Origin of the sequence: Arthrobacter cheniae (genome assembly GCF_003602275.1) — a bacterium.
In the GTDB taxonomy this organism is placed as follows: domain Bacteria; phylum Actinomycetota; class Actinomycetes; order Actinomycetales; family Micrococcaceae; genus Arthrobacter_D; species Arthrobacter_D cheniae.
In genome coordinates this window covers 171,620-197,527 of sequence record NZ_QZVT01000006.1, presented here as the reverse complement: position 1 = coordinate 197,527, position 25,908 = coordinate 171,620, and the positions used below count along the sequence as shown (strand labels likewise).

Here is a 25,908-nt window from a genome sequence, read left to right as displayed (position 1 = left end):
GAGCTTCGTGGTCCCCGGATGGCACATTCCTGCGACTGTTGTTGGCACTCTCCGGGGTCGAGTGCCAGTCTACACCGGGAGATCGTCGGTTCGGAGCCGGATGAGGCCATCGGCCGTCATTACTGCATCGAGGGGCTGATCGTGCGGTTCGGCCGGTATGGCGCCCTCGGGCAGCACCTCGGACCGGTACACCATGCCGATCCGCGGCACCGCGTCCGCCCGGTTCCGCGGATGGCGTGCGAGGAACCGGTCGTAATAGCCGCCTCCCTGGCCGATGCGCTGCCCTGAGCGGTCCACCCCGAGTGCGGGAACGAGGATCAGACGCACGCCCGACAGCTCCTCGAAGGTTCGCCGGGGGCCGACGGGCTCATCCACCGGGGCGCGCACCGAACGCTGCAGTGCGACGCCCGGCGTCCAGACGGTCCAGGACAACCGGTACTGCGGCTCGCAGACGGGCAGGACGACGTCGACGCCGAGTGCGTGCAGCCGGGCCAGGAGTGGCGCGGTGTCGGGCTCAGGGTCGACACCCAGATAGGCGGTGACGACGGCGTGCCCCGTCGCGGATCCGCCGGAGGATCCCAGCAGGCCACTGACGTACTCCGCGACCATCCCGGCCATCGCGTGCGACTGCTCGTGCCGCTCGATCGGGTCCAGCCCGGCGCGGTTCGAGCGGAGCACCGAGCGCAGGCGGGCCTTCTCCGTGACATGTTCGGGCGGGGTCATACCCCCATTGTGGTCATGCGGGGGGAATACCTCACCCGTTATGTAATGTGGAGCCATGACTTTGCGATCACGCGTGACGAAGGCCGTTATCCCCGCGGCCGGCCTGGGGACCCGCTTCCTTCCTGCCACCAAGGCGATGCCGAAGGAAATGCTTCCCGTCGTGGACAAGCCCGCCATCCAGTACGTGGTCCAGGAGGCCGTCGACGCCGGTCTGTCCGATGTCCTGATGATCACGGGGCGTAACAAGCGGGCGCTCGAGGATCACTTCGACCGCGTTCCCTTCATCGAGCAGACCCTCGAGGCCAAGGGCGACCTCGACAAGCTGGCAGCCGTACGCCGCCCGTCCGAGCTCGGCGACATCCACTACCTCCGTCAGGGCGACCCCAAGGGCCTAGGCCACGCCGTCCTCCGCGCCAAGCTGCACGTCGGCAACGAACCGTTCGCCGTCCTTCTCGGCGATGACCTGATCGACGAGCGTGACCCCCTCCTGGAGACCATGATCGCGGTCCAGGCGAAGACGGGCGGCTCCGTCATCGCCCTGATCGAGGTCGATCCCCGGCAGATCAGTGCCTACGGCTGCGCCGACATCACGGGGATCGACGGTGAGGACCACGTCCGCGTGAACCAGTTGGTCGAGAAGCCCGCCGTCGAGGATGCGCCGTCGAACCTCGCAGTGATAGGTCGGTATGTGCTCCACCCCCGCGTGTTCGAGGTCCTCGAGACGACGGCGCCGGGTCGTGGTGGCGAGATCCAGCTGACCGATGCGCTTCAGACCCTTGCAGCCGCCGAGGGCGAGGGGTCAGGCGTGTACGGAGTCGTGTTCCGGGGGCGCCGCTATGACACGGGCGACAAGCTCAGCTACCTGAAGGCCGTCGTGACACTGGCATCGGAGCGTGAGGACCTCGGTCCGGACCTCCGGGCGTGGATCAAGGACTTCAGCAAGAACATCTCGGACTAGATCGCCATGTGGTCGGCACTCAGCTGGCCCGTGACCCTCAGGACCGGTTCGCTGGTCCTGAGGCCCATCCGTCACAGGGACAAGGCGGCGTGGACCGCACTGCGCCACCGCAATGCCGGCTGGCTGGCCCCCTGGGAGGCATCCAATCCCGATCCGGAGGGCTTCCTCCCGACGTACCACCAGATGGTGCGCTCCCTGACCGCCCAGGCGCGCCAGGGTTCGGCTCTCCCCTTCCTCATCACGGAACAGGACCCGGGTTCGCGGGACGCCCGGCTCGTCGGCCAGCTGACGGTGTCCGGTATCACCTGGGGTTCTGCGATGACGGCGACCCTTGGCTACTGGATCGATTCCGAGCGTGCGGGTCGCGGCCTTGCTCCGACGGCGGTGGCCCTCGTCACCGACTACTGCTTCCGCGAACTCGGCCTGCACCGTATGGAGATCAACATCCGTCCGGAGAACAGTGCCAGCCTCCGCGTGGTGGAGAAGCTGCGCTTCCGCGACGAGGGGCTGCGCCCGAGGTACCTGCACATCGCCGGACAGTGGGCTGATCACAGGAGTTTCGCGCTGACGTCCGAGGAGGTTCCGCGCGGTCTCCTGGCTCCCTGGCTCGAGAGCCTGCAGCCCCGCCAGGAGTGACACGGGGGTCGAATGCCGTGAGCAGCATATTAGCTCCCGACACACCGGGAACAATGCGGGATGCCGGGCCGAAGTGCTCCTACGGTTTTGAGTGTGGTCTTCTCCCTGGATAGCTCGTTGGTGCTCGTCGCAATCGTCGGTCTCTGGCTGGTTTGGGTGGCACCCTCCGTCCTCCGGAGGACCACGCCGGACCTCGCCGGAGCCTCACACCAATCGCCCATCGCCGGGACACGCCGTTCCATGGAGAGCATGATGACAATGACCGCGCCGCAGGACGATCACGCCCGCTCGGGAAACACCCACGAACCGCACCCCGCGACGACCGACAAGGCCGTAGCGCATGCCACCGGTGCGTCGTGGCGGCCGGACAGCTCGGGAGTGTCGATGCTGCATCGAGGTCGCATCGGTGTGGCGCTCCTGGGACTGCTCGCGCTGCTCGCACTCCCGGTGACCCTCATCCTGAGTGCGTTCGGTGTCGTCTCACTCCTCGTCCCTCTGGTGAGCGTCGGTGTCGCCGTCGCCGCGGTTCTCACGTTGCGCGCCATGGCCATCCGGAGTCGGCGTGCCCGGGTGGAGCGTGCCTTCGCGGAGGCCATGGCACCCGTCCGGATCGATGCTCCTGTCGAGGACCACCCTCCGGTCCACGACGTCCCGACGGCGCCCCGCCGCCCCACGACCCTTTTCGACGCCGAGGAAACTCCAGTGCGTCCCCTGACCCCCATGGAGCTGCGGACGGCCGCACTCGCCGTCGCGCACGGTTCATCGATCGTGGATGTTCGCAGCTCGGTTCCGCCCGCGCCGTCCGAGAGCGCCGGTCAGTCTGCCGGTACCACCGCGTGGGCGCCTGTCGAGGTACCGCGCCCCACCTATGTCGACGCAGCCAAGGCCGAACGCCAGGCGCCGGCTCCGCTGGACCTGCCCGAGGCTCCGAGGCCCCTGTCGAAGACGCCCATCAAGGCATCCGAGGCAGCAGCCCGGGTTGCGGCAGCGACGGAGGAGGCCGAGGCGCTCGACGGCAGTGCGGCGCCGGCGACAGGACGGATCAACCTCGATGACGTGCTGCAGCGTCGGCGCGCCTGAGCGATCGGTCGTGGCGGGGGAACCGGCACCACGGCGTGCGCCCCTAGGTATCTCCTAGGCGTCGGATGAGGGTGAGGGACGCACGCATCATGCGTGAGCAGGGCACCATCGCGCTCCTGGCCTCGGACGCTCCACGCGAGCTGCTGAGCCGGGCGCTCGGCGCCGCGGGCTGGGAGTTGGTGTCATGGCAACCGGCCTCGATCCATCACCGGCCGGGAGCCGGAGTGACCGGTGTCTTCCCGATCGAGGTACGGGCCGTGTCAGGTATGCCCGCACGCCGGCGGCCGACGGCCGGGGAACCACCTCCCAGGTACGCCTGCATCACCTCCTGCGCCCTTCAGCACCCCTCCGACGGCGTCGTGGTCGTCCCCGGGTACGGCGCCGATGTCCTCTCGGTGTGGATGCATCCGAAGGATCCACTGCTGCCGGGGCTTCCCCTGGCCCTCGATCCCGAACGCGTCACCGCGTTCGCTTTCGGGCCCGGGCATGAGCCGGGGGATACCGTGCTGGACCTGCTCAGTTACCGCCCCCTGCGGCGCGCCGTCGTCCTTGCCCGCAACGGCGAGGACCGCCGCTACCTCAAGGTCCTGAGGCCTGATGCCGCGGTGTCGCTGGCGGAACGCCACCGCCTCCTGGAGGCTGCCGGCGTCCCGGCGCCGGTCCTCGACGGCGATCCCGTCCAGGACGTCGTCGCGATGCGTCCGGCCCGTGGAAGACCGCTCGCCGAGCTCCTGATGGCCGACGGCGCGGCCGACGTCGATCCCCGTGATGTGGTGCGCGTGCTCACCTCGCTCCCGTCCGCCGTCCTCGCTCTGCCCGTCCGGCCGCCATGGTCCGCGAGGGTGCGGGACTACGGTGAGGCTGCGGTCGCGGCGCTCCCGGTCGAGGCCGACCACATCCGGCGGCTCGCTGCCGAGATCGACGACGCCGTCCGCTCGAGCGATGCCGGACCGCTCGTGCCCACGCACGGCGATTTCTACGAAGGTAACCTGCTCATCCAGGACGGAGCGGTCTCAGGACTCCTCGACGTCGATGCGCTGGGTCCGGGACATCTCGTCGACGACCTCGCCTGCTTCCTGGGACACCTGGCGGTCCTGCCCGGACTCCACGCGGGCTACACGCACGTACCGGAGGCATTGCGGCGCTTCACCGCGGGGTTCGACCACTTCGTCGACCCTGTGGCCCTCCGGAGCCGTGCGGCAGCGGTGAGCCTGACGCTGATCGCGGGGGCCCGACGCCGGGCGGAGCACGACGGCGGGGACAACGAGGCGATCTCGCGGCTGCAGGTCGCAGAGCGTTTCCTCGCGGAGGCACGGGTACTCGGCGGGTTCCGCCGGAAGGGTATCGTCCAGGGCCGGTCAGGAGCCTAGGACCGGTCAGGACGGACCGGGCACTGCGACCCGCGTGTCCATCTGCAGGACCGGTGTCCCGTCGGCGTCGTCCAGTTCCAGCCGGACGGCGACGTCGATCCCGGCCAATGACGTGAGGTGCGTTCCGCCGCAGGGGATCTCGGCGCGCTCGCCGGGGAGCCCGCAGACCCATCGGCGGCGGTCGGTCAGCCCCGGACCGTCAGCCTCGATGCTGATGGAGGCACCCGTCGCGGTCCACTCCGCGAGGGTGGCGTCGACCTCAGCAGCGATCGCGTCGGTGTCCAGATCCTCGACGACGAAGCCCTTCCGGCGGAGGGACTTGCCCAGCCGGTACCGGTCCACCGAACCGAACTCACCGATGACCGTGGTGTCGATCGCCAGTGCGTCGAAGTTCGGAGCGCCCAGGGCGTCCGGTGCCACGTCCTTCTTCCAGCGGCCCGACAGCGCGCGGTTGAGGGCCAGGGACGCGAGGTGACAGCCGGTGTGCCCGGCGGACACCGCCACACGATGCGTTGCATCGACACGGACGACCACCTCGTCGCCCTCCGCGGGTCCGCCGTCGGGCTCGCTCCGGGAGCCCTCGATGACATGCACGACGACGAACGCCCAGCCGTCGGTGCCCTTGCGGACCGGCGACCCGGCGCCCAGGTGGAGGGTGGTGCCATCGGTGGCGCCGACCACGCAGTCCGTGACCGGCCAGGTGCGCGTGCCCGCTACGAGTACCCCGCGGTCGGGTCCCTGGTCCGGCCAGGCGGAGTCGACCGGGTGGAAAGCGGTGGTGTCGAGCAGGACCACCCGCCGGCCGTCGTCGCGCATCTCGACATGGAGTACCCGCGAGACCGCTTCCACGGCTCCTGCGGGGTAGGTGACGGTGGTGTCGGACGCGGGCAGGGTCATCATGGTCTCCTCGGGTGATGCAGCGGCGGTCTGGCGGTCCGGGTATGGGCCGTGCACGATCAGGCGTCGGCGGGCAGCTGTGCCAGCCGCTCGAGCAGCGGTTCGGTGCGGTAGGGGATGTGCTCGTGCAGTGCGAGCACCGTCTCGGTGCGGATGACGCCCTTCAGCCGGAGCACGGAGCGGAGCGCTGCCTGCAGGTTGTGGGTGTCCGTAGCGGCGACGCGGCACCACACATCACCGCGGCCGGAGATCTCGTGGACCTCGAGAACCTGGTTGAGGGTGCGCAACCCGGCGATCACGCCATCGAGCTCACGGTGCGCCACCTCGATGGTGACGAACGCGACGACGTCGTACCCGAGCGCCTCGAGGTCGAGCTCGCGTCCGCTATGGCGCAGGATCCCGGTCCGCAGCAGGCGGCGGATGCGGCTCTGCGCGGTATTGCGTGCGACGCCGAGCAGTTCTCCCAGCTCGCTCACCTGGGCGCGGGGATCGCGCACCAACTCGAGCAGCAGTCGCAGGTCGAGGTTGTCCAGCTTGCTCATCAAGCGCACTTCCCGTCAGTTCTTCGTGCCTCTGTTGCGCACGGCGCTCAAAAGCAGCTCCTGTGACGCTGCAGGGCGGGCAATCTGCTCCATCCTATAGAGGTCCGGGCGCCGCTGCGCCCGAAAGAAGCGCCTACTCTGGGCGCGTGGGTGCAAGGAGGAGTGCGATGAGCGTCATCAACGAGCTACGGATGAGACCCGGCAGTGCCGGACAGCGCAGTTGGGACGCGTCCCTGGCCATCCGCCTCGCGCTCGCCGTGACCGTGATCTCCGCCCTTCTCGTCGGGGCCAACCTCGCTACCCCGATCTACCCGCTCATCCAGGCCGACCTCGGCCTGACCCCCTTCGCCATCACGGTCGCCTTCGCCTCCTACGTCTTGGCGCTGGTCGGCGGGCTCATCCTTGCCGGCCACTGGTCGGACCACATCGGGCGGCGGGCCGCCCTCGTCCTCGCCGTCCTCCTCGGACTCCTGGGAGCGGCGCTCTTCGCCGTCGCCACGTCGCTACCCATGCTGGCGGCCGGCCGCGCGCTCCAGGGCGGCGCCGTCGCCCTCGCCACCGGAGCAAGTGCCGCGGCCCTCCGCGACCTGCTCCCGTCCCGCCCCGACTGGGCGTCGCGCTTCACCCTGATGGCCTCGGCCGGGGGAGTGGCCGCGGGTCCCGTCATCGGAGGGCTCCTGTCCCTCCTGCCCGCACCGACCAGGACCCCGTTCGTCGTCTACCTTCTGCTGCTGGCGAGCCTCCTGATCCCCCTGGTGCTGCTCCGCGCACGTCCCGCCATCAAGCCCGCCGCCGGGGACCGTCCGCTGGCAGCGCTCCGCCCTCGCCGCCCGGCCGTCTCACGGGAGGCACGGCGGTCCTTCTGGACCGCGTCCCTCGTGGGGTTCCTCAGCTTCGCCGTCTTCGGCTTCACGCTGAGCCTGGCCCCCACCTGGTTCGCGGGCATCGCAGGGACATCGTCACGGCCGCTGATCGGACTCCTCGCCGCCCTCGTCCTCGCCTCGTCGGCACTCAGCCAGCTCCTCTCTCCCCGCGGCCGGCTCGTGGTCCCGATCGGGCTTGCAGGGATGGCGGTGGGCGTCGGCCTGCTGCCCGTCGCGGCGGGAACCGGCAGCCTCCCCCTGCTCGTCGGAGCCTGCGTCCTGGCCGGTTTCGGCCAGGGCATGGCCTTCCGGGTGGTGTTCAACGAGGTGTCCATCCGGGTGGATCCCGCGCTGCACGCCCAGACGGTGAGCGCCGTGTACGTCCTCACCTACCTCGGCAGCGCCGTCCCCGTGCTGGGCCTCGGGGCCGCGGCCGGAATCTGGGGCCTCAATGCCTCCGTCACCGTCTTCGCGCTCGTGGTCGCGGGCGCCTGTGCGGTCCTCGCGTCGGCTTCGCTGGTCCTGCGCCTTCGCGCAGGCTCCTAGCGCGGGAGGGGCCTCCGCGCAGCCCGCCGGTGCGGACGGGGTCCGGGCATTTTGTAGGCTGTAGCCATGCCCGACACTCCCGCTCCAGCCTCGCTTCCCCTGACAGGTGACAGCGGTGACGCCGGTGACGGCTCGCTGGAGGGGTCCCTCGTCGTCGGGCTGGACATCGGCGGATCCAAGACCCACGGAGCGCTGTGGCGGGACGGCGTCCTCGTCACCGAAGCCAGGGCGGGAAGCGCCAACGTCCAGAACGTGACTTCGGAAGACGCCGTGCAGAGCCTCGCCGAGCTCTTCCACGAGCTCCTTCCCGGTGGGCAGTCGGGTGTCACGCGCGTCGTCGCCGGTTCCGGGGGAGTGGACACCGCGGCCGACGCCGACCGGCTGCGAGCGCTGATCGCACCGCACGCGCACGGAGCCCCCATCGACGTCGTGCATGACACACGGCTCATCCTCGCGGCTGGAGGGGCCCGCACGGGCGTCGCTGTCATCGCAGGCACCGGCTCGGTCGCCTGGGGCGTCGCGGCGGACGGCAGGGAAGCGCGCTCGGGTGGCTGGGGGTACCTGCTCGGCGACGAGGGTAGCGGCTACTGGGTGGCACGTGAGGCGGTGCGTCGCGCACTGCACCGTCACGACATGGGGCAGCTGCCCGACGATCTCGACTCCGCCGTCCTCGCCCTCAACCGCGTCTCCACGCCGACCGAGCTGATCGGACTCTTCCACTCGGGCGCGGGACGCACCTACTGGGCCGCCCAGTCCCGTGCCGTGTTCGACGCGGTGCGGAACGGGCACCAGGAGGCCATCGGCATCATCGAGCGGGCAGCAATCGACCTCACACGCCTCGTGCTCGACGTCGTCGGCGTCGTCGGCCTCCCCGGTCCGGTGGTCGTCGGAGGTGGTCTCGCGATGAACCAGCCGGATCTTCAGGCACGGCTGAGGGCGCGGCTGGGAACCGAGGGCATCACCGACGTCGTATTCCTCGAGCAGGACCCCGTGAGGGGTGTCCGCTTCCTCGTGGCGGGTGGGACGTAGAACGCCGGCCGAGGCTCGACCAGGTCGCGGATCCCTCCGGCAGGGGGTCCTGCGACCGAATTGATGTATCCGTGACCCATATGCTGCCCTGTCCGCTTCGAAGTTCTGGTTAGACTCAGAACTTCCGACAGCTTGGACTGACCGCTGTGCGCCCCGCCCAGCAGACAACCAGACGGCACGCCGGAATCGCACCTCGTGCGGACCCGCGGGCGCAGCCCGGCCGAGAAGCTCCTGCCCGGAAAGGCACAGCTGCCATGACATCGCTACAGCAGTCCCCCAGCGGGCTCCCGATGATCCAGTTCCGCCGGGTCACCAAGACCTACGACGGCGGACGCCCCGCGGTCGATGAGCTGACCATGGACATCGACCGCGGAAAGATCACCGTCCTCGTCGGCCCGTCCGGCTGCGGCAAGACCACCTCCCTGCGGATGATCAACCGGATGGTGGAGCCGACGTCGGGCACCATCCTCCTCGACGGTCAGGACGTGTCGCGGCAGAAGGCCGCGGACCTCCGCCGCTCCATGGGCTACGTCATGCAATCCTCCGGACTCATGCCGCACCGCTCCGTGATCGACAACATCGCCACCGTCCCGAGGCTCAACGGGGTGAAGAAGGACGAGGCCCGCAGGCGCGCGCAGGAACTGCTCGACGTCGTCGGCCTCGCCCCGGACCTGGGCCGCCGCTACCCCGGGCAGCTCTCGGGGGGCCAGCAGCAGCGCGTCGGCGTGGCGCGGGCCCTCGCAGCGGACCCTCCCGTCCTCCTGATGGACGAGCCGTTCAGCGCCGTGGATCCCGTGGTCCGTGCCGAGTTACAGGAGGAACTGCTGCGCCTGCAGCGGGACCTCGCCAAGACCATCGTCTTCGTCACCCACGACATCGATGAGGCGACGATCCTCGGCGACAAGGTCGCCGTCTTCGCCGTCGGTGGTCGCCTCGCACAGTTCGCCGCCCCCGAGGAGATCCTCCGGGCGCCCGTGGACGACTTCGTCGCAGGCTTCGTAGGGCGCGACCGCGGATTCCGCCACCTCTCCTTCCAGGAGGGGAACCACATCACCATCCACCCCGTGGAAACCATCGAGGAGGACCGGCTGGCCGACCCCACGGTGTCGGTCCGCTCACCCTGGACGCTGCTCGTCGACGCTGACGGAAGACCGCACGGCTGGGTGCCGCAGGCTACGCGCGGCAGCATCACGAAGCAGGCCGAAGCAGTGCCGGGCGGGTCCCTCTACACGCGCGGTGACACGCTCCGGCGTGCGCTCGATGCAGCGCTGTCCTCCCCCTCGGGACTCGGCGTGACGGTCGACGACGAGGGACGCGCACTGGGCGTGGTTCGTGCAGCCGAGGTCTTCGACCTCATCGAATCCGCACGGCTGGACCGCGGCCGCGCAGACCACAACACGGCGGTCTAGGCGTGGACTCGATCCAGGGCATCATCGACTACGTCCCCGCGAACGCGGCGCTCCTCCGCGAGCTCGTCGGCAACCACCTCGTCCAGTCGATCCTCCCGATCGTGTTCGGTGTCCTCATCGCCGTCCCCCTCGCCCAGGTCGCGCGGCTCAACCGGTCCGCCGGGGCGGTTCTGCTGACGGTGTCGTCGCTGCTCTACACGATCCCCTCCCTGGCCATGTTCGTCTTCCTCCCACTGGTGCTCGGAACAAGCATCCTCAGCATGGTCAACGTCGTCGTCGCCCTGACGATCTATGCCGTCGCCCTGCTGATGCGGTCGACCGTCGACGCGCTGAACTCGATCGACGACGGCGTCCGCCAGGCTGCCGTCGCGATGGGCTACACGCCCCTGCGCCGTTTCCTCACCGTCGACCTGCCGCTGTCCATACCGGTGCTCATCGCGGGCATCCGGGTCATCTCGGTCACGAACATCTCGATGGTCAGCGTCGGCGCGCTGATCGGGGTACCGAGCCTCGGCCGGCTCTTCACCGACGGGCTGACGCGCAACTACCCTGAGCAGATCGCCGTCGGGATCCTCGCGACGCTGCTGCTCGCCCTGCTGCTCGACCTCGTCCTCGTCGTCCTCGAGCGCCTCCTGACTCCGTGGACCCGGGCGACGCCGGTGCGCACCGCCCGGGCCGCTGCCCCCGACGTGCGGACGGTGGCTGCCTGATGGACTACTCCAGCAACAACCTGTTCGTCCAGATGGGCGAGTGGTTGTCCGATCCCGTCAACTGGAGCGGACCGCGCGGCATACCGATGCGGATCCTGGAACATCTCGGCTACGTCGGTCTGACCATGCTCATCGCCATGGCGATCGCCATTCCCCTCGGGATGTTCGTCGGTCACACCGGACGGGGACGGGTACTCATCGTGTCGGGCCTCGGCATCCTCCGCGCCCTCCCGACCCTCGGCATGGTCTTCCTCTTCGCCCTGCTGTTCTCCCGCGGTGTGCTGCCCTCGGTCTGGGCACTGGTGCTGCTCGCGGTGCCGCCCGTGCTCAGCGGCGTCTATGCGGGCATCTCCTCCGTCAACCGCACGGTGGTCGATGCGGCGCGCAGCATGGGACTCACCGAGTGGCAGATCCTCCTCCGGGTGGAAGTACCCAATGGACTGCAGGTCATGATCGGTGGTGTGCGGGCCGGCATCCTGCAGGTCGTCGCGACCGCCACGGTGGTTGCCTACGCGAAGGCGGACGGGCTGGGCGTGTTCCTCGTGGAGGGCACGCAGATCAACGACAACGGTCGGCTGTTCGGCGGCGCCGTCGTGATCGCAGTCCTGGCTGTCGCCGTCGACGGGCTGATGGCGCTGATCCAAAAGTTTGCGATCCCTGCGGGACTGCGTGCCACGCGCCCGGGTGCGGGATCGCTGAAGGAATCTGGCCGGCAAGAGGCCGTTGCCAGTGCACAAGGAGGAACAACATGAAGAACCTGTCACAACCGCGCGCCGCTCGACGCGCCATGATGGGACTGGCCGGCGGCCTGACGGCCGTGCTGGCGTTGACTGCCTGCGGTGCCAACAGCGACCCTCAGGGGGAAACGGAGAGCACCGGGCCCACTGGGTCCATCGTTGTCGGTTCAGCTGATTTCCCGGAGAGCCAGATCATTGCCGAGATCTACGCGGGCGCGCTCAATGCCGCCGGCGTGGAAGCCACGACGAAACCGAACATCGGCTCGCGTGAGATCTACTACCAGGCCATGGAGGACGGCTCCATCAACGTCATCCCCGAGTACAGCGGCAATCTCCTGCTCCTGGCGGATCCGGCCGCGACGGCTGCCTCCGCCGAAGAGATCCTGGCCGCCCTGCCCGATGCGCTTGCAGCCAAGTCCCCGGATGCGAACCTCGGTGTCCTCGAGCCGAGCGAGGCCGAGGACAAGGATGCGCTCGTCGTCACTGCTGCGACGGCGGAGAAGTACGGCCTCACGTCGATCGCCGACCTCGCCGAAGTATGCGGCGAGATCACGATCGGTGCGCCGAGCACGTTCCAGGAGCGCGCCTACGGCCTGCCCGGACTCAAGGAGAAGTACAACTGCGAGCCCGGCGGCTTCGAGGCCCTCAACGACGGCGGTGGAGAGTTGACGCTCCAGGCCCTGCTCAACGACGAGGTGCAGGTCGCTGACATCTACACGACGACGCCGTCCATCGCGGACAACGACCTGGTGGTCCTCGAGGATCCCGAGAACAACTTCATCGCCCAGCAGGTGCTGCCGCTCATCAACATGGACACCGTGGGCGAGGAGGCGCAGAACGTCCTCAACGAGGTGTCGGCGCAGCTGACCACCGAGGATCTGCTCTCGCTGAACCGCGAGGTCAGCGGTGACGAGAAGCGCAACCCTGCAGACGCAGCCGCCGACTGGCTGTCCGAGAAGGGACTGGCAGGCTAGTCCTGCACAACCCCGAAGCATCCAGCAGGGGCCCGATGCGCGGCATTGCTATGCCGCGTGCCGGGCCCCTGCTGTGGCATCCTGATCCAATGGCCACCTACAAACAGTCGGATAAGCTCCGTAACGTCCTCTACGACATCAGGGGACCGTTGCTCGAACACGCCATGACCATGGAGGCCCAGGGCCACCGGATCCTCAAGCTCAACATCGGCAACCCGGCGCCCTTCGGCTTCGAGGCCCCCGAGGCAATCCTCGTGGACATGATCCGTAACCTGCCCAAATCCCAGGGCTACAGCGATTCCCGTGGCATCTTCTCGGCGCGCACCGCCGTAGTGCAGTACTACCAGAGCCGGGGCATCAAATCGATCGATGTCGACGACGTCTACCTCGGCAACGGGGTCAGTGAACTCATCACGCTCTCGATGCAGGCCCTGCTCAATGCGGGCGACGAGATCCTGATCCCCACTCCCGACTACCCGCTGTGGACGGCGTCCGTGGCGCTGGCCAGCGGCACCCCCGTCCACTACCTGTGCGACGAGGACAACCACTGGTGGCCGGACCTCGAGGACATGGCCTCGAAGATCACGCCGAACACCAAGGGCATCGTCCTCATCAATCCCAACAACCCGACCGGATCGGTGTACCCGAAGCCCATCCTCGAGGGCATCGTCCGCCTGGCCCGCGAGCACGGCTTGATCCTGTTCGCCGACGAGATCTACGAGAAGATCCTGTACGACGACGCGGTGCACATCAACGCGGCGTCGGTAGCCGGGGAGGACGTCCTGTGCCTCACGTTCAGCGGCCTGTCGAAGGCCTACCGGATCGCCGGCTTCCGCAGTGGCTGGATGGCCATCTCCGGACCGAAGCGCGACGCCGCGAACTACATCGAGGGCATCAACCTGCTCGCCAACATGCGCCTGTGCGCGAATGTCCCCGCGCAGCACGCCATCCAGACGGCGCTCGGCGGATACCAGAGCATCAACGACCTGATCCTGCCCGGCGGCCGCCTGAAACAGCAACGTGACAAGGCAGCGCAGATGCTGAACGCGATCGACGGCGTGAGCTGCGAGGTGGCGCAGGGCGCGCTGTACCTGTTCCCCAGGCTCGATCCCGAGGTGTACCCCATCAAGGACGACGAGAAGTTCGCCCTCGACCTCCTCAAGCAGCAGAAGATCCTGATCTCCCACGGCAGCGCATTCAACTGGATCAACACGGACCATTTCCGCATGGTGACGCTGCCGAGCGTCGAGGTCATCGAGGATGCAATCAACAGGCTGGCCGATTTCCTGTCCACCTACAAGCCCTGAGCATCACCGCTCCACGATGACACCGACCTCACCAGGAGGAATCATGGCCACGACGACCGACAGCACGGCGGAGATACGCCGTCTCCTGATGGCAGGGCCGGACTTCACCCTGGCCGCCGTCGATCCGCGGTCCACTCCGGGCTTCGACGGCGGGAAGAGCAAGGGTACGGCGGCACTCGCCGCCGGCGCGAAGGCATTATCGGGGCTGCAGGAGAAGCTGTTCGCCGAGAGCCGGTCCGGAAGCGGCATCTCGGTCCTCCTCGTCCTGCAGGGAATGGACACCTCCGGCAAGGGCGGGATCGTCCGCCACGTCGTCGGGCTGGTGGACCCGCAAGGTGTGCAGCACCATGCGTTCAAGGCGCCCACCGAGGACGAGCGGAACCACGATTTCCTCTGGCGTATCCGCCGTGAGCTCCCCACGCCGGGAATGATCGGCGTCTTCGACCGCTCGCACTACGAGGATGTCCTGGTCCAGCGGGTCCGCGGCCTCTCCTCTGCCGACGAGGTCGAGGAGCGGTACGGCGCTATCCGGACGTTCGAGAACGAGGTGGCAGCGTCGGGCACGCGGTTGCTCAAGGTCATGCTGCATATCAGCAAGGACGAGCAGAAAACCCGGCTCGCGGAGCGGCTCGAACGGAACGACAAGTACTGGAAGTACAACCCCGGGGACGTCGACGAGCGCGGGTACTGGGAGCAGTACCAGGAGGCGTACCAGCTCGCGGTCGAGCGGACGAGCACGCCCGACACCCCGTGGTACGTCGTTCCGGCTGACCGTAAGTGGTACGCCCGGCTCGCCGTCCAGCACCTGCTCACCGGAACACTCGAGGACATGCAGTTGAGCTGGCCGCGTGCGACGTTCGACGTCGAGACGGAGAAGCAGCGGCTGCAGGCCTCGTAACGGCTTGGAGGGTGTAGCGCGTCGGGAGGGTGGCTACTGGCCCTCGGCCTTGTCCCGGGCGGCTGCAAGCCGCGCTTTGGCGCCTTCAAGCCAGGCTTCGCAGCGATCCGCCAGGGCTTCGCCGCGCTCCCACAGCGCCAGGGATTCCTCGAGGCTCACGCCTCCCGCTTCGAGGCGAGAGACGACGGCGACAAGCTCCTCGCGGGCCTGCTCGTAGGACAGTGTGTCTACTCCGGCCGGCTGGGGCTCCGGCGGGGTGCTGGCTGTCATGGCATGTTCCTTAGCTGCTCGATGGTCCGTCTCCGGACCCCTTTTGACTTCTCATCTGGTGCGTGGCCGACGCCGACGCCGGCCTCCGGTCCGGGGCGGGACCGGACCGAGGTACGAGCGACGGCATGGTTCATGATGCTGCGCCCGGCACCGGTTCGTCCTCGGCAACCACTCCGAACTGACCTCCTGCAACCCGCACCCGCAGGGCTCCACCGGCCTCCACCTCGGATGGGTCCCGGACCACGTGCCCGTCCGGCGTCTGGACGACGGCGTAGCCGCGGTCAAGTGTCTTCTGGGGTGACAGGGACCGGACGCGCTCCCGGAGATGGAGGACGGCATCAGCCTCCCGATCCACGGCGGCGGAGGTGGATCTTCGTGCCCTCGAACGCAGTCGTTCGACGTCGGCTTCCCGCACGTCGATCATGCCCTCCGGTCTGGCGAGGGAAGGGCGCGAGCGCAGGTTCGCCAAACTCTCACTCTCGCGGTGCACCAGCACGCGGATCGACCGCTCCAGCGTAGCGCGCGCCTGTGCGATCCGCCCCAGTTCCTCGCTGACGTCCGGCACCACGCGCTTGGCCGCGTCGGTCGGGGTCGACGCACGGAGGTCGGCGACCTCATCGAGCAGTGGCCGGTCGGCCTCGTGGCCGATGGCGCTGACGACGGGAGTAGCAGCTCTCGCCACGGCACGTACCAGGGACTCGTCGCTGAAGGGCAGGAGGTCCTCGAGGGCTCCACCGCCCCGGGCGATGATGATGACGTCGACGAGAGGATGTGCGTCCAGCTCGGCCAGGGCCGCGGACACCTGCGCCACGCTGCTGACACCCTGGACGGCAACCTCCCGCACTTCGAACTCGACCGCCGGCCACCGAAGTGCGGCATTGCGCATCACGTCCTTCATCGCGTCCGAATTGCGCCCGGTGATCAGTCCGATCCGATGCGGGAGGAGCGGTAGCGGCTTCTTGCGTGCAGCAGAGAAGAGACCTTCGGCTGCCAGCGCCTGCCGCAGGCGTTCGATGCGGGCGAGGAGGTCACCGATACCGACCGGTCGGATGTCGATCGTCTGCATCGAGAGCCGACCCGTCTTGATCCAGAAATCGGGCTTGAGGCGGGCAACGACCCGCGAGCCGCGCTCCAGGGGTGAGGACACGCGGTCCATCACGGTCCCATAGACGGACAGGGAGAGGGACACCTCCGAGTCGACGTCGCGCAGGGTGATGTAGCACATGCTCGAGCGGCGAGTCAGTTCGATCACCTGACCTTCGACCCAGGCCGCCGGAGCCCGCTCGATATGGGCCTTCAGCTTCTCCGACAGGAGGTGCAGCGGCCAGGGCGAGTCAGGGGACGTCTCGGCCGCCGTCGCCGGGACAGTGGACGCCGGCCGCGCTTCGTCAGCAGGCGCTCGCAATCCCTCGCTCGTCATCAGTGTCCTGTCCTCGGGCCTGTCGGTGGTGCTGCCTCCGCGTCGGAGGACTGCACTGTTCATCTGTACCATCCCCGACCCCCAGGGGCCGTCATGGTCACGGGCATGTGCGTTTCGAGGGTACCCGCCACCGCCCGGCGTGCTGTGTCGAGTGCGGGCGGAACGGGCATAATCGGACGTTGTACCTCAAGTTTAAGGACTTCATGCGGACCTTCCTCTCTGCCCTCCTGGCTCTCCTGTCGCTCGTGGTCACTGCCGGAGGTCTCGCGTCGGCGTGGATCGACGGAAACCTCGTGCAGGAGTCGGGGTTCGTGGCGCTGGCGGCTCCACTCGCGGACGACGCCGATTTCCAGGCGGCGCTCTCGGACTCGCTGGTGAAGGAAGTCACAGGGAACACGGGGCTTCCCGAGCGGCTCGACTCCTTCGTGGAGCCGCTCATCCGCGATGCCGCAGGAGCGGTCACGGGGTCACCCGGCTATTCCGCGGCGTGGACGGAGACCCTCCGCCTGTCCCACGCGTTCACCTTCGCCCGGGCACCCGAGCCCTCGGAGCCCGCGCCGGCTGTCCTGACCCTGGATCTCGGCCCGGTGGTACGCCTCGTGGCGGAGAGCCTCGGGGGAGGCCTCGGCCTCGACATCCCGCTTCCGTCGGACACCACGATCGATATCGGATCCATCGAGCGTGGAGGTGTGCTGAGCGGTGTCGCCGAGGCGGTGCAGGCCTGGAAGCTGTACCTTGCCGGTGCGGGGATCCTGGCGCTGCTGGCGCTCGTGATCGCACAGCGGCGTGGCACCACTCTCGCGTTGCTCGGGCTCGGGGTCGCGGGGATCGGAGTGGTGGGACTGCTGGCTCGGATCTGGGTGCCGGGAAACGCGGCACGTGCCCCGGGGAGCGGGACGAGTGCCATCGCTGACGTCTTCGTCACCGGTCTCGCTGAGCGGGCCGGTGCGGACCTCGCCGCTTCCAGCATGCCGGTGGTCGTCGGGGGAGTCCTCGCGCTCGTCATCGGCGTCGTCGGGCAGTTGGCCTTCGGGCGCAGGCGTCGGGCTCAGCCCACAGCGCAGCCGTAGGGGGATCAGCCTGTCGCCGGGCATCGACCCGGTAGAATCGCCGTATGACCAGCACCACCGTTCAGGTCCCCATGCCCACCATCCCGCGCAGGCGCCGCTCCCCGGGTGACGTCCTTGCAGCCGCACCGGTGGCAGGGGAGAAGAAGGTGCTGCTCGCGGCGCCCCGGGGTTATTGCGCGGGCGTGGACCGCGCCGTCATCGCTGTCGAAAAAGCCCTGGAGCACTACGGCCCCCCGGTGTACGTACGTAAGCAGATTGTGCACAACCTGCACGTCGTTGCGACGCTCGAGGCGAAGGGTGCCATTTTCGTCGACGAGACGGACCAGGTCCCCGAGGGTGCGCTCGTCGTCTTCTCCGCTCACGGAGTCTCGCCCGCCGTCGTCAAGTCCGCGGAGGACCGCGGCCTTCGCACCATCGACGCCACCTGCCCCCTCGTGACCAAGGTGCACAAGGAGGCCCAGCGCTTCGCCCGCGATGATTTCGACATCCTCCTGATCGGTCATGAGGGTCATGAGGAAGTGGAGGGCACCGCAGGGGAAGCACCGGACCACATCCAGATCGTGAACGGACCGGAGGACGTGGACAAGGTCCAAGTGCGTGATCCCGATCGGCTCATCTGGCTCTCGCAGACCACGCTCAGCGTCGATGAGACCATGCTGACGGTGAACCTGCTCAGGGAACGTTTCCCCACGCTTCAGGATCCGCCGAGTGATGACATCTGCTACGCGACCTCGAACCGCCAGGCGGCCATCAAGAAGATCGCACCGCAGACGGATCTCGTGATCGTCGTGGGGTCCGCCAATTCGTCCAACTCCATCCGCCTCGTGGAGGTCGCGCTCGAATACGGCGCGAAGGCGTCGTACCGGGTCGATTTCGCCAACGAGGTCGACGAATCCTGGTTCGAGGGCGTGACGACCGTAGGCGTCTCCTCCGGTGCTTCCGTTCCCGAGAACCTCGTGCAGGACGTGCTGCGGCTGCTCGCGGAGTACGGCTACGGCGACGTCGAGGAAGTCGTGACGGCCGAGGAGGACATCATCTTCTCGCTGCCCAAGGAAATCCGTGCCGCACTGAAGGCGATGGGAGATCCGTCCGAGGGCCGCGGCGGACGTGGCCAACGGCAGGACCGTACCTCGCTCAACTGAATCGCACCTCGCTCAACCGACCGGAACGGCGGCTCTTCCTCTGGGAGGGCCGCCGTCCCTGTGCTCGGTCGGCTCCGCCTCCGTCCGGGGCAACTGCCGGTGCCTACCCCGCTGTCCCGTCGAGAAGTTCGTGCGCCGTGAGGGAGCGTGGCGTGGCGTCGATCGTCGCCGCGGCCTGGCTCGTGCCGCCCTGCGCGCCTGCACGCTGCGCGCGGGCAGCGCCCAGCACGCTCACGTCGGCGCTTTGCCCGGCAGGCCGCGCTCCCTCCGCACCGTCGACCGCTGCATCGATGACGTCGAGGGACGCCGAATCGAAGGCGCCGATGCGGCGAGCGGTCGGCAGCACCCTCGATTCGAGAGCTCCGACGAAGGAGTTGTAGCGCTCCACCGACGTCTTCAGTGACGCCCCGAGGCGGGTCACATGGCCGCCCATGGTGCCGAGGCGTTCGTAGAGCTGCTTGGAGAGGTCGAACAACTCACGGGCGTTGTCCGTGAGGACGGCCTGTCGCCAGCTGAACGCCGCACCCTTCAGGATGCCGAGCAGGGAGACCGGGGACGCGAGGGCCACGTTGCGGGAGAAGGCGTAGTCGAGGAGTTCGGGATCGGCCCGCAGAGCCTCGGACAGGACTGATTCGACCGGGATGAAGCAGATGACCAGCTCAGGAGAGTTGGCTGCACCCTCCCAGTACTTCTTCCGGGCCAGCGCGTCGATGTGCGCGCGGAGGGCCTTGCCGTGCTGCCGGAGCAATTCGGCCCTGCGCACGTCGAGGGCACCTCCCTCCGCACCGGCAGGACCATCCGCCGCGCTGCTCAGCTCCTGTGCCGCGAGGAAGGCGCTGAGCGGCACCTTCGCATCGATGACGAGCTGTTTGTCCCCGGGTAGCTGGACCACCATGTCCGGCCGCGCCCGCTCGCCGTCGTCGCCCGCGCTGAAGGAGACCTGCTCCAGGAAATCGACGCGGGAGAGCATGCCCGCGGCCTCGACGACGCGGCGCAGCTGCACCTCTCCCCACTGGCCGCGGGCGCTGTTGCTGCGCAGGGCTCCTGCCAGGGAGTGCGTCGTCGAGAGGAGCCGTGCGTCCACCTCACGCGCCTCCTCGAGCTGCCGGGCGAGCTGCCCGTACTGCTCCACACGATCACGTTCCAGCAGGCCTACCTGCTGCTGGACCTGCGTGAGCTTCTCCGCAACCGGGGCAAGGGCCCGCAGTACGTCATGGTCGGTGGACGTCCTCCCGGACAGCTCACGGTTGTGCTGCTGCAGCAGGTCGCGCTGCGCCGCTGCCGCTGCCAGCTCCGTCGTCGTGCTGCCCAGGCGTTCGATCGCGTCGTCGAGCTCCGCACGTAGCTCACCCGTACGGAGCCGGAGTACGCGGCCGACGAGGAAGGCTCCGACGGCACAACCGAGGACGAAGGCGAGGACGACGAGGAGTGCGGCGGTGGTGCTCATGCCCACACTGTCGCAGGAACCTCCGACATTCAGGGTTGCGACACCGCCGGGCGGCCCTTCGATGGCCGGTAGACTTGTCTCCCGTGGCTCTTACTATCGGCATCGTCGGACTGCCCAACGTCGGCAAATCAACACTTTTCAATGCGCTGACACGCAACAACGTTCTGGCGGCGAACTATCCGTTCGCCACCATCGAACCGAATGTCGGCGTGGTCAGCCTTCCCGACCCGCGCCTTGCGCAGCTCGCCGAGGTCTTCGGGTCGAAGCAGATCCTGCCGGCCACAGTCTCCTTCGTCGACATCGCGGGGATCGTCAAGGGTGCCTCGGAGGGCGAGGGCCTGGGCAACAAGTTCCTTGCAAACATCCGTGAGGCCGAGGCCATCGCCCAGGTCATCCGCGTCTTCGATGATCCCGACGTCATCCACGTGGACGGCAAGGTCGATCCCCGCTCCGACATGGAGACCATCAACACCGAGCTGATCCTGGCCGACCTGCAGACCCTCGAGAAGGCGATCCCGCGCGTCGAGAAGGAAGTGAAAATCAAGAAGCGCGAGGCCGCGCAGCTCACCGCGATGCAGGCGGCCGAGAACGTTCTGGAGCGCGGCGACACGATCTTTTCCTCTGTGAAGAGCGACAAGCTCGAGATGGAGCACCTGCGTGAGCTGAGCCTGCTTACCGCCAAGCCCTTCATCTACGTGTTCAACGTCGACGACGCCGTGCTCGGGAGCCCGGAGCGCCAGGAGGAGTTGCGCCAACTCGTGGCTCCCGCCGACGCCATCTTCCTCGACGCCAAGCTCGAAGCCGACCTCGTGGAGCTCGACGAGGCCGAGGCCCGCGAGATGCTCGAGATGAACGGCCAGGAGGAGTCGGGGCTGGATCAGCTGGCACGCGTCGGCTTCCATACCCTCGGCCTGCAGACCTACCTCACCGCCGGTCCCAAGGAAACCCGTGCCTGGACGATCAAGAAGGGTGCCACGGCCCCGGAGGCCGCAGGGGTCATCCACTCCGATTTCCAGCGAGGCTTCATCAAGGCCGAGGTTGTCCACTTCGAGGACCTCATGGACGCCCGGACCATGGCTGAAGCCAAGTCCCGCGGCAAGGTGCGCATCGAAGGCAAGGAATACGTGATGTCCGACGGCGACGTGGTCGAATTCAGATTCAACGTATAGGCCCCTCGCCTGAATTAGCAGAAATGCCGCCCTTTCGAAACGTATAGGGCTGATTCCCGTGCCGCGGCCATAACTTGAATGACCTCGGGCGGGTGCTCCCTGGCCGGCCGGGGCAGGAGGCACTGAATCAGGTGTTGTCCGGGTGGGACAGGTCGAGCAGCGACGTCGAGGCGCGGGGTCTGTAGCGTCCAGATTGCCGCGTTGCGCAGTGCCGGTGATAGTACCGAGGCGGGATGGGGTCGTTCCGCGATGTCGGATACGAGGCTGCACGCCTTTGATCGTCTGCATGCTGCTCTGCGCCGGGGGCGGTCCTGGTTCCTTCGCGGCAGCTACTGACCGACTCATTGCGGCCCGGTGAGCCCGGACCCGGATGAGTCTAGGCGGGTCCGTCGACCGGGACCCCATGGCGCAGCCGATCCACGGCCGAGTACCGACAACGGGAGTGTGCTCGATCATGCCGTATTGGAAGCGCGTTAGCCTGAACGGCATGGACCGTAGAGACATGGACGACGCCGCGACGCTCATGACCCTGCTGCATCGCGGGAAGCACCCCTCGTCGCTCCGGGCGCTGCTGCCGGGGTGGGACATGCTGCAGGCCGACGTCCCTTCACGGGAACAGATGGAGACGGCTGTATCGATCCTGGTCGGTTCCGGCCTCGCTGAGGTGGACTGATCCTGGAGGATGCGGCTCACGGACCAGGGCGGACAGCTCCGGCGGTCGGTCAAAGGTTCTGGTGGGATGCGAATGGTTCCGAGGGCAATCAGCAATCTGCTGTCAGGACGTGAGCTGACCCGGGCGCCGCTGAGTCTGCCTGAGACAGTCTTTGCCCCGGCGCGCGAGGACTATCTGGACGCGGGACGTCGAAGGGCTGAGCGCGCCCGATCGCACCGACATCGATGGTGGTGGCTCAACCCGTCCAGGCGTCCCGGCCGATGAGCGCTCGAGTGAGGATCGTCGCGACTACCAGAGACCTTTCTTCATGACGTAACGTGGTCGATTTCAGATTCAATGTCCGAGCTTTGATTTTTCGTTACGAGGTTGCCTGATGATTCTCGGGTGAATTAAGCGACTTGCATAGCGACCGGCTCCGCCTGCCTCGGTAGGTTCGGGGCCGGTCGTCGTCATATCGGCTGCGAGGACATTGCAGATGGATTGTGAATGCGTCCGTGCCGAGCCACTCTGGATCCACGGACACCAGGCGAACAGAAAAATACCTCGAGACCATCAAAGCTTTCCGACGAGTCGCAAGACATGGGATGCCGCCATGGTCATTCTTCATCGTCTGAAAGGGAATTTTCGTCCGAGGGTGGATCGACCAGGAATCTGGCGGTTCAAGAAAGGCTTTTTCGCGAGGATAGGTCAGCACACCGTTGCAGGGGGAGGCTCTGGCTGGAGGCCCTCCGTATAGCGAATCGACCCCTCGAGGTGGGCGTCCTCCTTGATGGTGGACGGACGCCGGCGTGTGTACCGGCTACCCGCCGTTGTAGGTCAGGACCTGTTGCAGGACGATCGCTACAATGACCGCGATCATCAACCCCACGCCCGACATCAGGACGAAGATGGCTTTGCTTCAGGCGCCTCGGCCGAATCGGTACCTGTGCCGCGTCCTCAGCCAACGATCAGGTAGATCTGCGCGATCAGGTATATGACCGGCATGGCAAAGAAGAAGAACGTATGGAAGGTGCTGGTGCAACCGAAGCTGTTATCCGTGATCACGTACGCGACGCCGGAACGCTGCTCAATCGCCGCGCATTCATTAACTCACTGGGTCGAACGCTGCGAATCCAGGGTTCCGCCCCAAGCCGACAACCAAACCGTGTACGAAGGCTTTCAGTTCATTCTGGTCGACCAAGGATCGCAGTGGAGTCAGGGCGATGAGTAGGCCCAGGCGTTGCGGCAGGGATGTCTTGACCAGAGAAGAGCTTCCGCTTCGGGTTCTCGGTTTTCTCGACCTCGGCAAACACTGCCATGTCTCGCACGTTCTTCTGAACGGTGATAGCTCCGAAGAGAGACATCAGCATGGCCAAACCGTAGAAGCCCTTCTCGGACAGAAGCATGTCGGCATTCCAAAGACCGATGATCAGGAGCGAAAGTGACGCAATAACGGAGAACCATGCCACCCCGTAGTAGATGTTCGTGACTGGAATATCCTCAGCTCGATCTCGAATCGTCTTCTGGATGGAGATTACCGCGAACAGTCCGAAGAGTAGGATCGTGAAGTAGTATCCCTTCTCGTTGAGCTCCATGTTCGTTGCGTTCCAGAGACCGACGAGATAGGACGACACTCCGACGAGCAATGCAACCCAGCTAGCTCCGATGAATGCTCCCGTGGGCCTCTGCGGGACAAGTTTGGACTCAGCCATGTGTTTTTCCTTCGATTGGATTGAGCAGATTGCGATTGTATATCAGGTGTGTGTTCAATCGTTCGAATTGATCAACACCATGTTCAATCCGCTCCACTACATCGGGCGAATTGCTGTGTCCTTCGCTCGAGGTGATGATTTCGGCTACTCGGAGGTGGCGTAATCGTCCCGGCGCATCGAGATGATCGCCCGGGCGACAAAGAGAGCTGCTGCGATGAGCATCATGCAGGAGCCCATGATCAGGTACCAAGCATCAGCCTTGATGAGCGACGCGGCCCCGACCAAAGCAAAGAGCACTCCTCCGAGCGCCCAGATGATAGTGTCTCGTCCCGCTTTGCTTGAGCGTGGCTGTAGTTGTCCGTTCGTCCCCATGGTCATGCTCGTGAGTCTAGCGAGGCTTGTGGTGGCTGACTGGTCAACGGCGTACGGCACGGTACGGCTCAGTGCTCCTAACCCATGAAGACGCTTTCGGAATCAGTAGCGATTGACCACGATCTGCACCGTGGTGTTGTCATCCTTCGGTCCGAAGTCATTGACGGTGATGCGAACGTCCCAGCCGTCGATGACGCCGAAGGCATGGCAATTCAGTTCTCCAGCGTTGATCCGCTGGTTCCTTTCGCAGTCTTCTAGTTCCTCGGGTACCAACCCGACCTGCTGAACATACTTCTTCAGGTCGCCCTGCACATACGTCTCGCGAGTCGCCCACCGGTACGAATACTGGGAGCAGGGCCCGTCAAACGGGATGCACACTGCAGCACCGACCGGCGGCTGTGTGCTCAGGAACTCCCACTCGGGCCCGGGTTCCAAGCGATCCGCAATTGACTTGAGCTCGGAAATGGTCTGGTTGCTCTTCCAGGATGACCAGAGAGAGAGGGCGGCGACAGTAGCGACCATGCCGGTCAGCAGACCGAGCATATTTTACGGCTTTTGCTCATTCTCTTCCTGCTCTGCACGGTGTACCCGTCTCGATGCGGCGAGTAAGGGGCCTCAACCTGCAGGTCCGGCATGACGCCGCTCTATTGTCTGCGCCGCGAACGGCGATTGCCCTGCATCCGGCTAATGCGTCTCAGTCGACTCATGTCCGCTGGGTCGCTATTTTGTGCCCGCACAACGATGTCCGATGAGGCTGGTCATCAACGAGCCGCATAACCGCTCACCGCGCTTCGACTCGGGCGCCGGTTCGGGATTCACTGCCGAATTTGGATCGATCTTCAGAACAATCACTTCCCGTCCGGAGAATCAACCTTCCGGAACGGTGCCCACCTGCTTTGCTGGCACACCAACGACCACTGCCCCCGCGGCCACGTCCTTTGTGACGACTGCACCCGCGCCCACTACGGCCCGATCGCCAATCGTCACGCCTGGCAAGACCGTTACGTTGGCTCCGAACCACACGCCCAGCCCGATAACCACCCGGGCCGGGTGCATATCGGCCCGTCGGCTCGGCAACATGTCGTGGTTCAGTGTCGTGATAACAGCGTTATGGCCGATGAGGGATCCATCGCCGATTTCGATGCCGCCCTGGTCCTGAAACCGGCAGCCGCTGTTGACGAACACATCCGTGCCGAAGCTGATGTTCTTGCCGAAATCAGCGCTGAACGGCGGGAAGAGTTGGAGGGACTCGGGGACCTTGCGTCCGGTCAGTTCGCTCATCAGGGCCCGCACTTCTCCGGGCGGGTGGTACCGTCCATTGAGCTCGGCGGTGATGCGCAGTGACTCCTGGCTTGCGGCGTGCATCGCCTCATGGTGGGTTGAAGCTCCGGGGATCGTCTCCCCGGCGTTCAGTGCGGTCAGGAGCTCGTCGAGACCTTGTGTTTCGGCCATGCATCCAACGATATCGTTCCCTGCCGCACCTGAGGACGAAGTCAAACGTTGCGGAATGCCGAGCCCATTGAACTCGATTCTGCGGATTGAACGGCATGAGCGAGGCGGTGCTGGAGCGGCAACTCATGCGGCGCTGAAACAGGCATCGCTTGATGGGTGGTACCTCCAAACTCCGGGGGTTATTTGGGCACTGAACGAAGCGGAGTTCAGATTCGATGTGTAGTTCGGCTCAAGGTAAGAAGTAGAAGCCCAGGGCACCTGTACGGACCCTGCCGGGCTTCAGGCACTCTCGCCGTTCAAGGACCTTTGCCTGCCGTCACTTGGCTACGAAGCTGTTGGATGTCGTCCGATCTTTGATTCATACCGGCATGACGCCTCCTCGATTGGAGCGCATGCAGCCGACTGCAGTGCAGTCAGAACAATGTCGGCGACGAAGCCTAGGGATCGGCGTGGCCGGGTTGAGAATGGCCGCGAAGCATACGGTAGCGATTGAACGTGCTTGCGCTTCAATGAGATGAGTGTT

Annotated in this window: 26 protein-coding genes; 16 read left to right on the top strand and 10 right to left on the bottom strand. The window is 66.6% G+C overall.

Features of this window, described 5'->3' with window-relative positions; genetic code table 11:
• Positions 1–69: 69 nt before the first annotated feature.
• Positions 70–723 (bottom strand): 5-formyltetrahydrofolate cyclo-ligase, encoded by a 654-nt coding sequence (locus D6T63_RS12860; RefSeq protein WP_182976994.1) that lies wholly within the window; start codon positions 721–723, stop codon positions 70–72.
• Positions 724–778: 55 nt separating this feature from the next.
• On the opposite strand from D6T63_RS12860, the gene galU reads away from it, so the two are divergent.
• The 4 genes from galU (at position 779) to D6T63_RS12840 (ending at position 4,767) form a co-directional block, all read left to right on the top strand.
• Entirely contained in the window at positions 779–1,681 is a 903-nt protein-coding gene (galU, locus tag D6T63_RS12855) for a UTP--glucose-1-phosphate uridylyltransferase GalU (RefSeq protein ID WP_120149443.1), read from the top strand.
• Between the two features lie 6 nt (positions 1,682–1,687).
• Positions 1,688–2,317: a GNAT family N-acetyltransferase gene (locus tag D6T63_RS12850; RefSeq protein ID WP_120149442.1), complete on the top strand. Its 630-nt coding sequence runs from the start codon at positions 1,688–1,690 to the stop codon at positions 2,315–2,317.
• A 93-nt stretch (positions 2,318–2,410) separates the two neighbouring features.
• Positions 2,411–3,397 carry a hypothetical protein gene (locus D6T63_RS12845; protein WP_147394372.1) on the top strand — a complete coding sequence of 329 codons (987 nt, stop codon included), beginning with the start codon at positions 2,411–2,413 and terminating at the stop codon, positions 3,395–3,397.
• 71 nt (positions 3,398–3,468) lie between these two features.
• Positions 3,469–4,767, top strand: a complete 1,299-nt coding sequence (locus D6T63_RS12840) for a phosphotransferase family protein (protein WP_182976993.1) — start codon at positions 3,469–3,471, stop codon at positions 4,765–4,767.
• A gap of 6 nt (positions 4,768–4,773) precedes the next feature.
• On the opposite strand, the gene D6T63_RS12835 is transcribed toward D6T63_RS12840, so the two are convergent.
• Positions 4,774–5,667, bottom strand: coding sequence for an alanyl-tRNA editing protein (locus tag D6T63_RS12835; protein ID WP_235830732.1), 894 nt, complete (start codon positions 5,665–5,667; stop codon positions 4,774–4,776).
• Between the two features lie 56 nt (positions 5,668–5,723).
• A complete protein-coding gene (locus D6T63_RS12830; protein ID WP_182976992.1) occupies positions 5,724–6,206 on the bottom strand; it encodes an Lrp/AsnC family transcriptional regulator in 483 nt (160 codons plus the stop codon).
• 167 nt (positions 6,207–6,373) lie between these two features.
• Here D6T63_RS12830 and D6T63_RS12825 point away from each other — a divergent pair, with 167 nt between their 5' ends.
• The 8 genes from D6T63_RS12825 (at position 6,374) to D6T63_RS12790 (ending at position 14,679) form a co-directional block, all read left to right on the top strand.
• Positions 6,374–7,615: an MFS transporter gene (locus tag D6T63_RS12825; RefSeq protein ID WP_120149437.1), complete on the top strand. Its 1,242-nt coding sequence runs from the start codon at positions 6,374–6,376 to the stop codon at positions 7,613–7,615.
• A 66-nt stretch (positions 7,616–7,681) separates the two neighbouring features.
• On the top strand, positions 7,682–8,644 hold the full coding sequence (locus D6T63_RS12820; RefSeq protein WP_120149436.1) for an N-acetylglucosamine kinase: 963 nt from the start codon (positions 7,682–7,684) through the stop codon (positions 8,642–8,644).
• A gap of 290 nt (positions 8,645–8,934) precedes the next feature.
• Complete coding sequence (locus tag D6T63_RS12815) at positions 8,935–10,053, top strand: ABC transporter ATP-binding protein (protein ID WP_120149435.1); 1,119 nt, start codon at positions 8,935–8,937, stop codon at positions 10,051–10,053.
• Positions 10,054–10,055: 2 nt separating this feature from the next.
• Positions 10,056–10,763, top strand: coding sequence for an ABC transporter permease (locus D6T63_RS12810; protein WP_328588675.1), 708 nt, complete (start codon positions 10,056–10,058; stop codon positions 10,761–10,763).
• The gene (locus tag D6T63_RS12805) at positions 10,763–11,515 is read left to right on the top strand and encodes an ABC transporter permease (RefSeq protein ID WP_120149434.1); all 753 of its coding nucleotides are present in this window, start codon (positions 10,763–10,765) and stop codon (positions 11,513–11,515) included. The genes D6T63_RS12810 and D6T63_RS12805 overlap by 1 nt, the downstream gene beginning before the upstream one ends.
• Positions 11,512–12,474, top strand: a complete 963-nt coding sequence (locus D6T63_RS12800; RefSeq protein WP_120149433.1) for an ABC transporter substrate-binding protein — start codon at positions 11,512–11,514, stop codon at positions 12,472–12,474. The genes D6T63_RS12805 and D6T63_RS12800 overlap by 4 nt, the downstream gene beginning before the upstream one ends.
• Positions 12,475–12,563: 89 nt before the next feature.
• The gene (locus D6T63_RS12795; protein ID WP_120149432.1) at positions 12,564–13,781 is read left to right on the top strand and encodes a pyridoxal phosphate-dependent aminotransferase; all 1,218 of its coding nucleotides are present in this window, start codon (positions 12,564–12,566) and stop codon (positions 13,779–13,781) included.
• A 43-nt stretch (positions 13,782–13,824) separates the two neighbouring features.
• Positions 13,825–14,679 carry a PPK2 family polyphosphate kinase gene (locus D6T63_RS12790; RefSeq protein ID WP_182976991.1) on the top strand — a complete coding sequence of 285 codons (855 nt, stop codon included), beginning with the start codon at positions 13,825–13,827 and terminating at the stop codon, positions 14,677–14,679.
• A 33-nt stretch (positions 14,680–14,712) separates the two neighbouring features.
• Here the strand turns inward: D6T63_RS12790 and D6T63_RS12785 are convergent, their stop codons facing one another.
• Positions 14,713–14,949 (bottom strand): exodeoxyribonuclease VII small subunit, encoded by a 237-nt coding sequence (locus D6T63_RS12785; protein WP_120149430.1) that lies wholly within the window; start codon positions 14,947–14,949, stop codon positions 14,713–14,715.
• A gap of 130 nt (positions 14,950–15,079) precedes the next feature.
• The gene (gene xseA / locus D6T63_RS12780) at positions 15,080–16,369 is read right to left on the bottom strand and encodes an exodeoxyribonuclease VII large subunit (RefSeq protein ID WP_120149547.1); all 1,290 of its coding nucleotides are present in this window, start codon (positions 16,367–16,369) and stop codon (positions 15,080–15,082) included.
• A gap of 179 nt (positions 16,370–16,548) precedes the next feature.
• Here xseA and D6T63_RS12775 point away from each other — a divergent pair, with 179 nt between their 5' ends.
• A complete protein-coding gene (locus D6T63_RS12775) occupies positions 16,549–17,439 on the top strand; it encodes a hypothetical protein (protein WP_147394371.1) in 891 nt (296 codons plus the stop codon).
• A gap of 44 nt (positions 17,440–17,483) precedes the next feature.
• Positions 17,484–18,581, top strand: a complete 1,098-nt coding sequence (locus D6T63_RS12770; RefSeq protein WP_120149428.1) for a 4-hydroxy-3-methylbut-2-enyl diphosphate reductase — start codon at positions 17,484–17,486, stop codon at positions 18,579–18,581.
• A 103-nt stretch (positions 18,582–18,684) separates the two neighbouring features.
• Here the strand turns inward: D6T63_RS12770 and D6T63_RS12765 are convergent, their stop codons facing one another.
• Positions 18,685–20,028 (bottom strand): DNA recombination protein RmuC, encoded by a 1,344-nt coding sequence (locus tag D6T63_RS12765; protein ID WP_120149427.1) that lies wholly within the window; start codon positions 20,026–20,028, stop codon positions 18,685–18,687.
• An 83-nt stretch (positions 20,029–20,111) separates the two neighbouring features.
• On the opposite strand from D6T63_RS12765, the gene ychF reads away from it, so the two are divergent.
• Positions 20,112–21,197, top strand: a complete 1,086-nt coding sequence (gene ychF, locus D6T63_RS12760) for a redox-regulated ATPase YchF (RefSeq protein ID WP_120149426.1) — start codon at positions 20,112–20,114, stop codon at positions 21,195–21,197.
• Between the two features lie 487 nt (positions 21,198–21,684).
• On the top strand, positions 21,685–21,870 hold the full coding sequence (locus D6T63_RS18965) for a hypothetical protein (RefSeq protein WP_147394370.1): 186 nt from the start codon (positions 21,685–21,687) through the stop codon (positions 21,868–21,870).
• A gap of 1,163 nt (positions 21,871–23,033) precedes the next feature.
• Here D6T63_RS18965 and yiaA read toward each other — a convergent pair.
• The 4 genes from yiaA to D6T63_RS12735 all read right to left on the bottom strand — a co-directional run bounded on the left by yiaA (position 23,034) and on the right by D6T63_RS12735 (position 25,385).
• A complete protein-coding gene (gene yiaA / locus D6T63_RS12750) occupies positions 23,034–23,561 on the bottom strand; it encodes an inner membrane protein YiaA (protein WP_120149424.1) in 528 nt (175 codons plus the stop codon).
• A gap of 144 nt (positions 23,562–23,705) precedes the next feature.
• The gene (locus D6T63_RS12745) at positions 23,706–23,939 is read right to left on the bottom strand and encodes a hypothetical protein (RefSeq protein WP_147394369.1); all 234 of its coding nucleotides are present in this window, start codon (positions 23,937–23,939) and stop codon (positions 23,706–23,708) included.
• A gap of 96 nt (positions 23,940–24,035) precedes the next feature.
• A complete protein-coding gene (locus tag D6T63_RS12740) occupies positions 24,036–24,476 on the bottom strand; it encodes a hypothetical protein (RefSeq protein WP_120149422.1) in 441 nt (146 codons plus the stop codon).
• Positions 24,477–24,800: 324 nt separating this feature from the next.
• Positions 24,801–25,385: a DapH/DapD/GlmU-related protein gene (locus tag D6T63_RS12735; RefSeq protein WP_120149421.1), complete on the bottom strand. Its 585-nt coding sequence runs from the start codon at positions 25,383–25,385 to the stop codon at positions 24,801–24,803.
• Positions 25,386–25,908 lie beyond the last annotated feature (523 nt).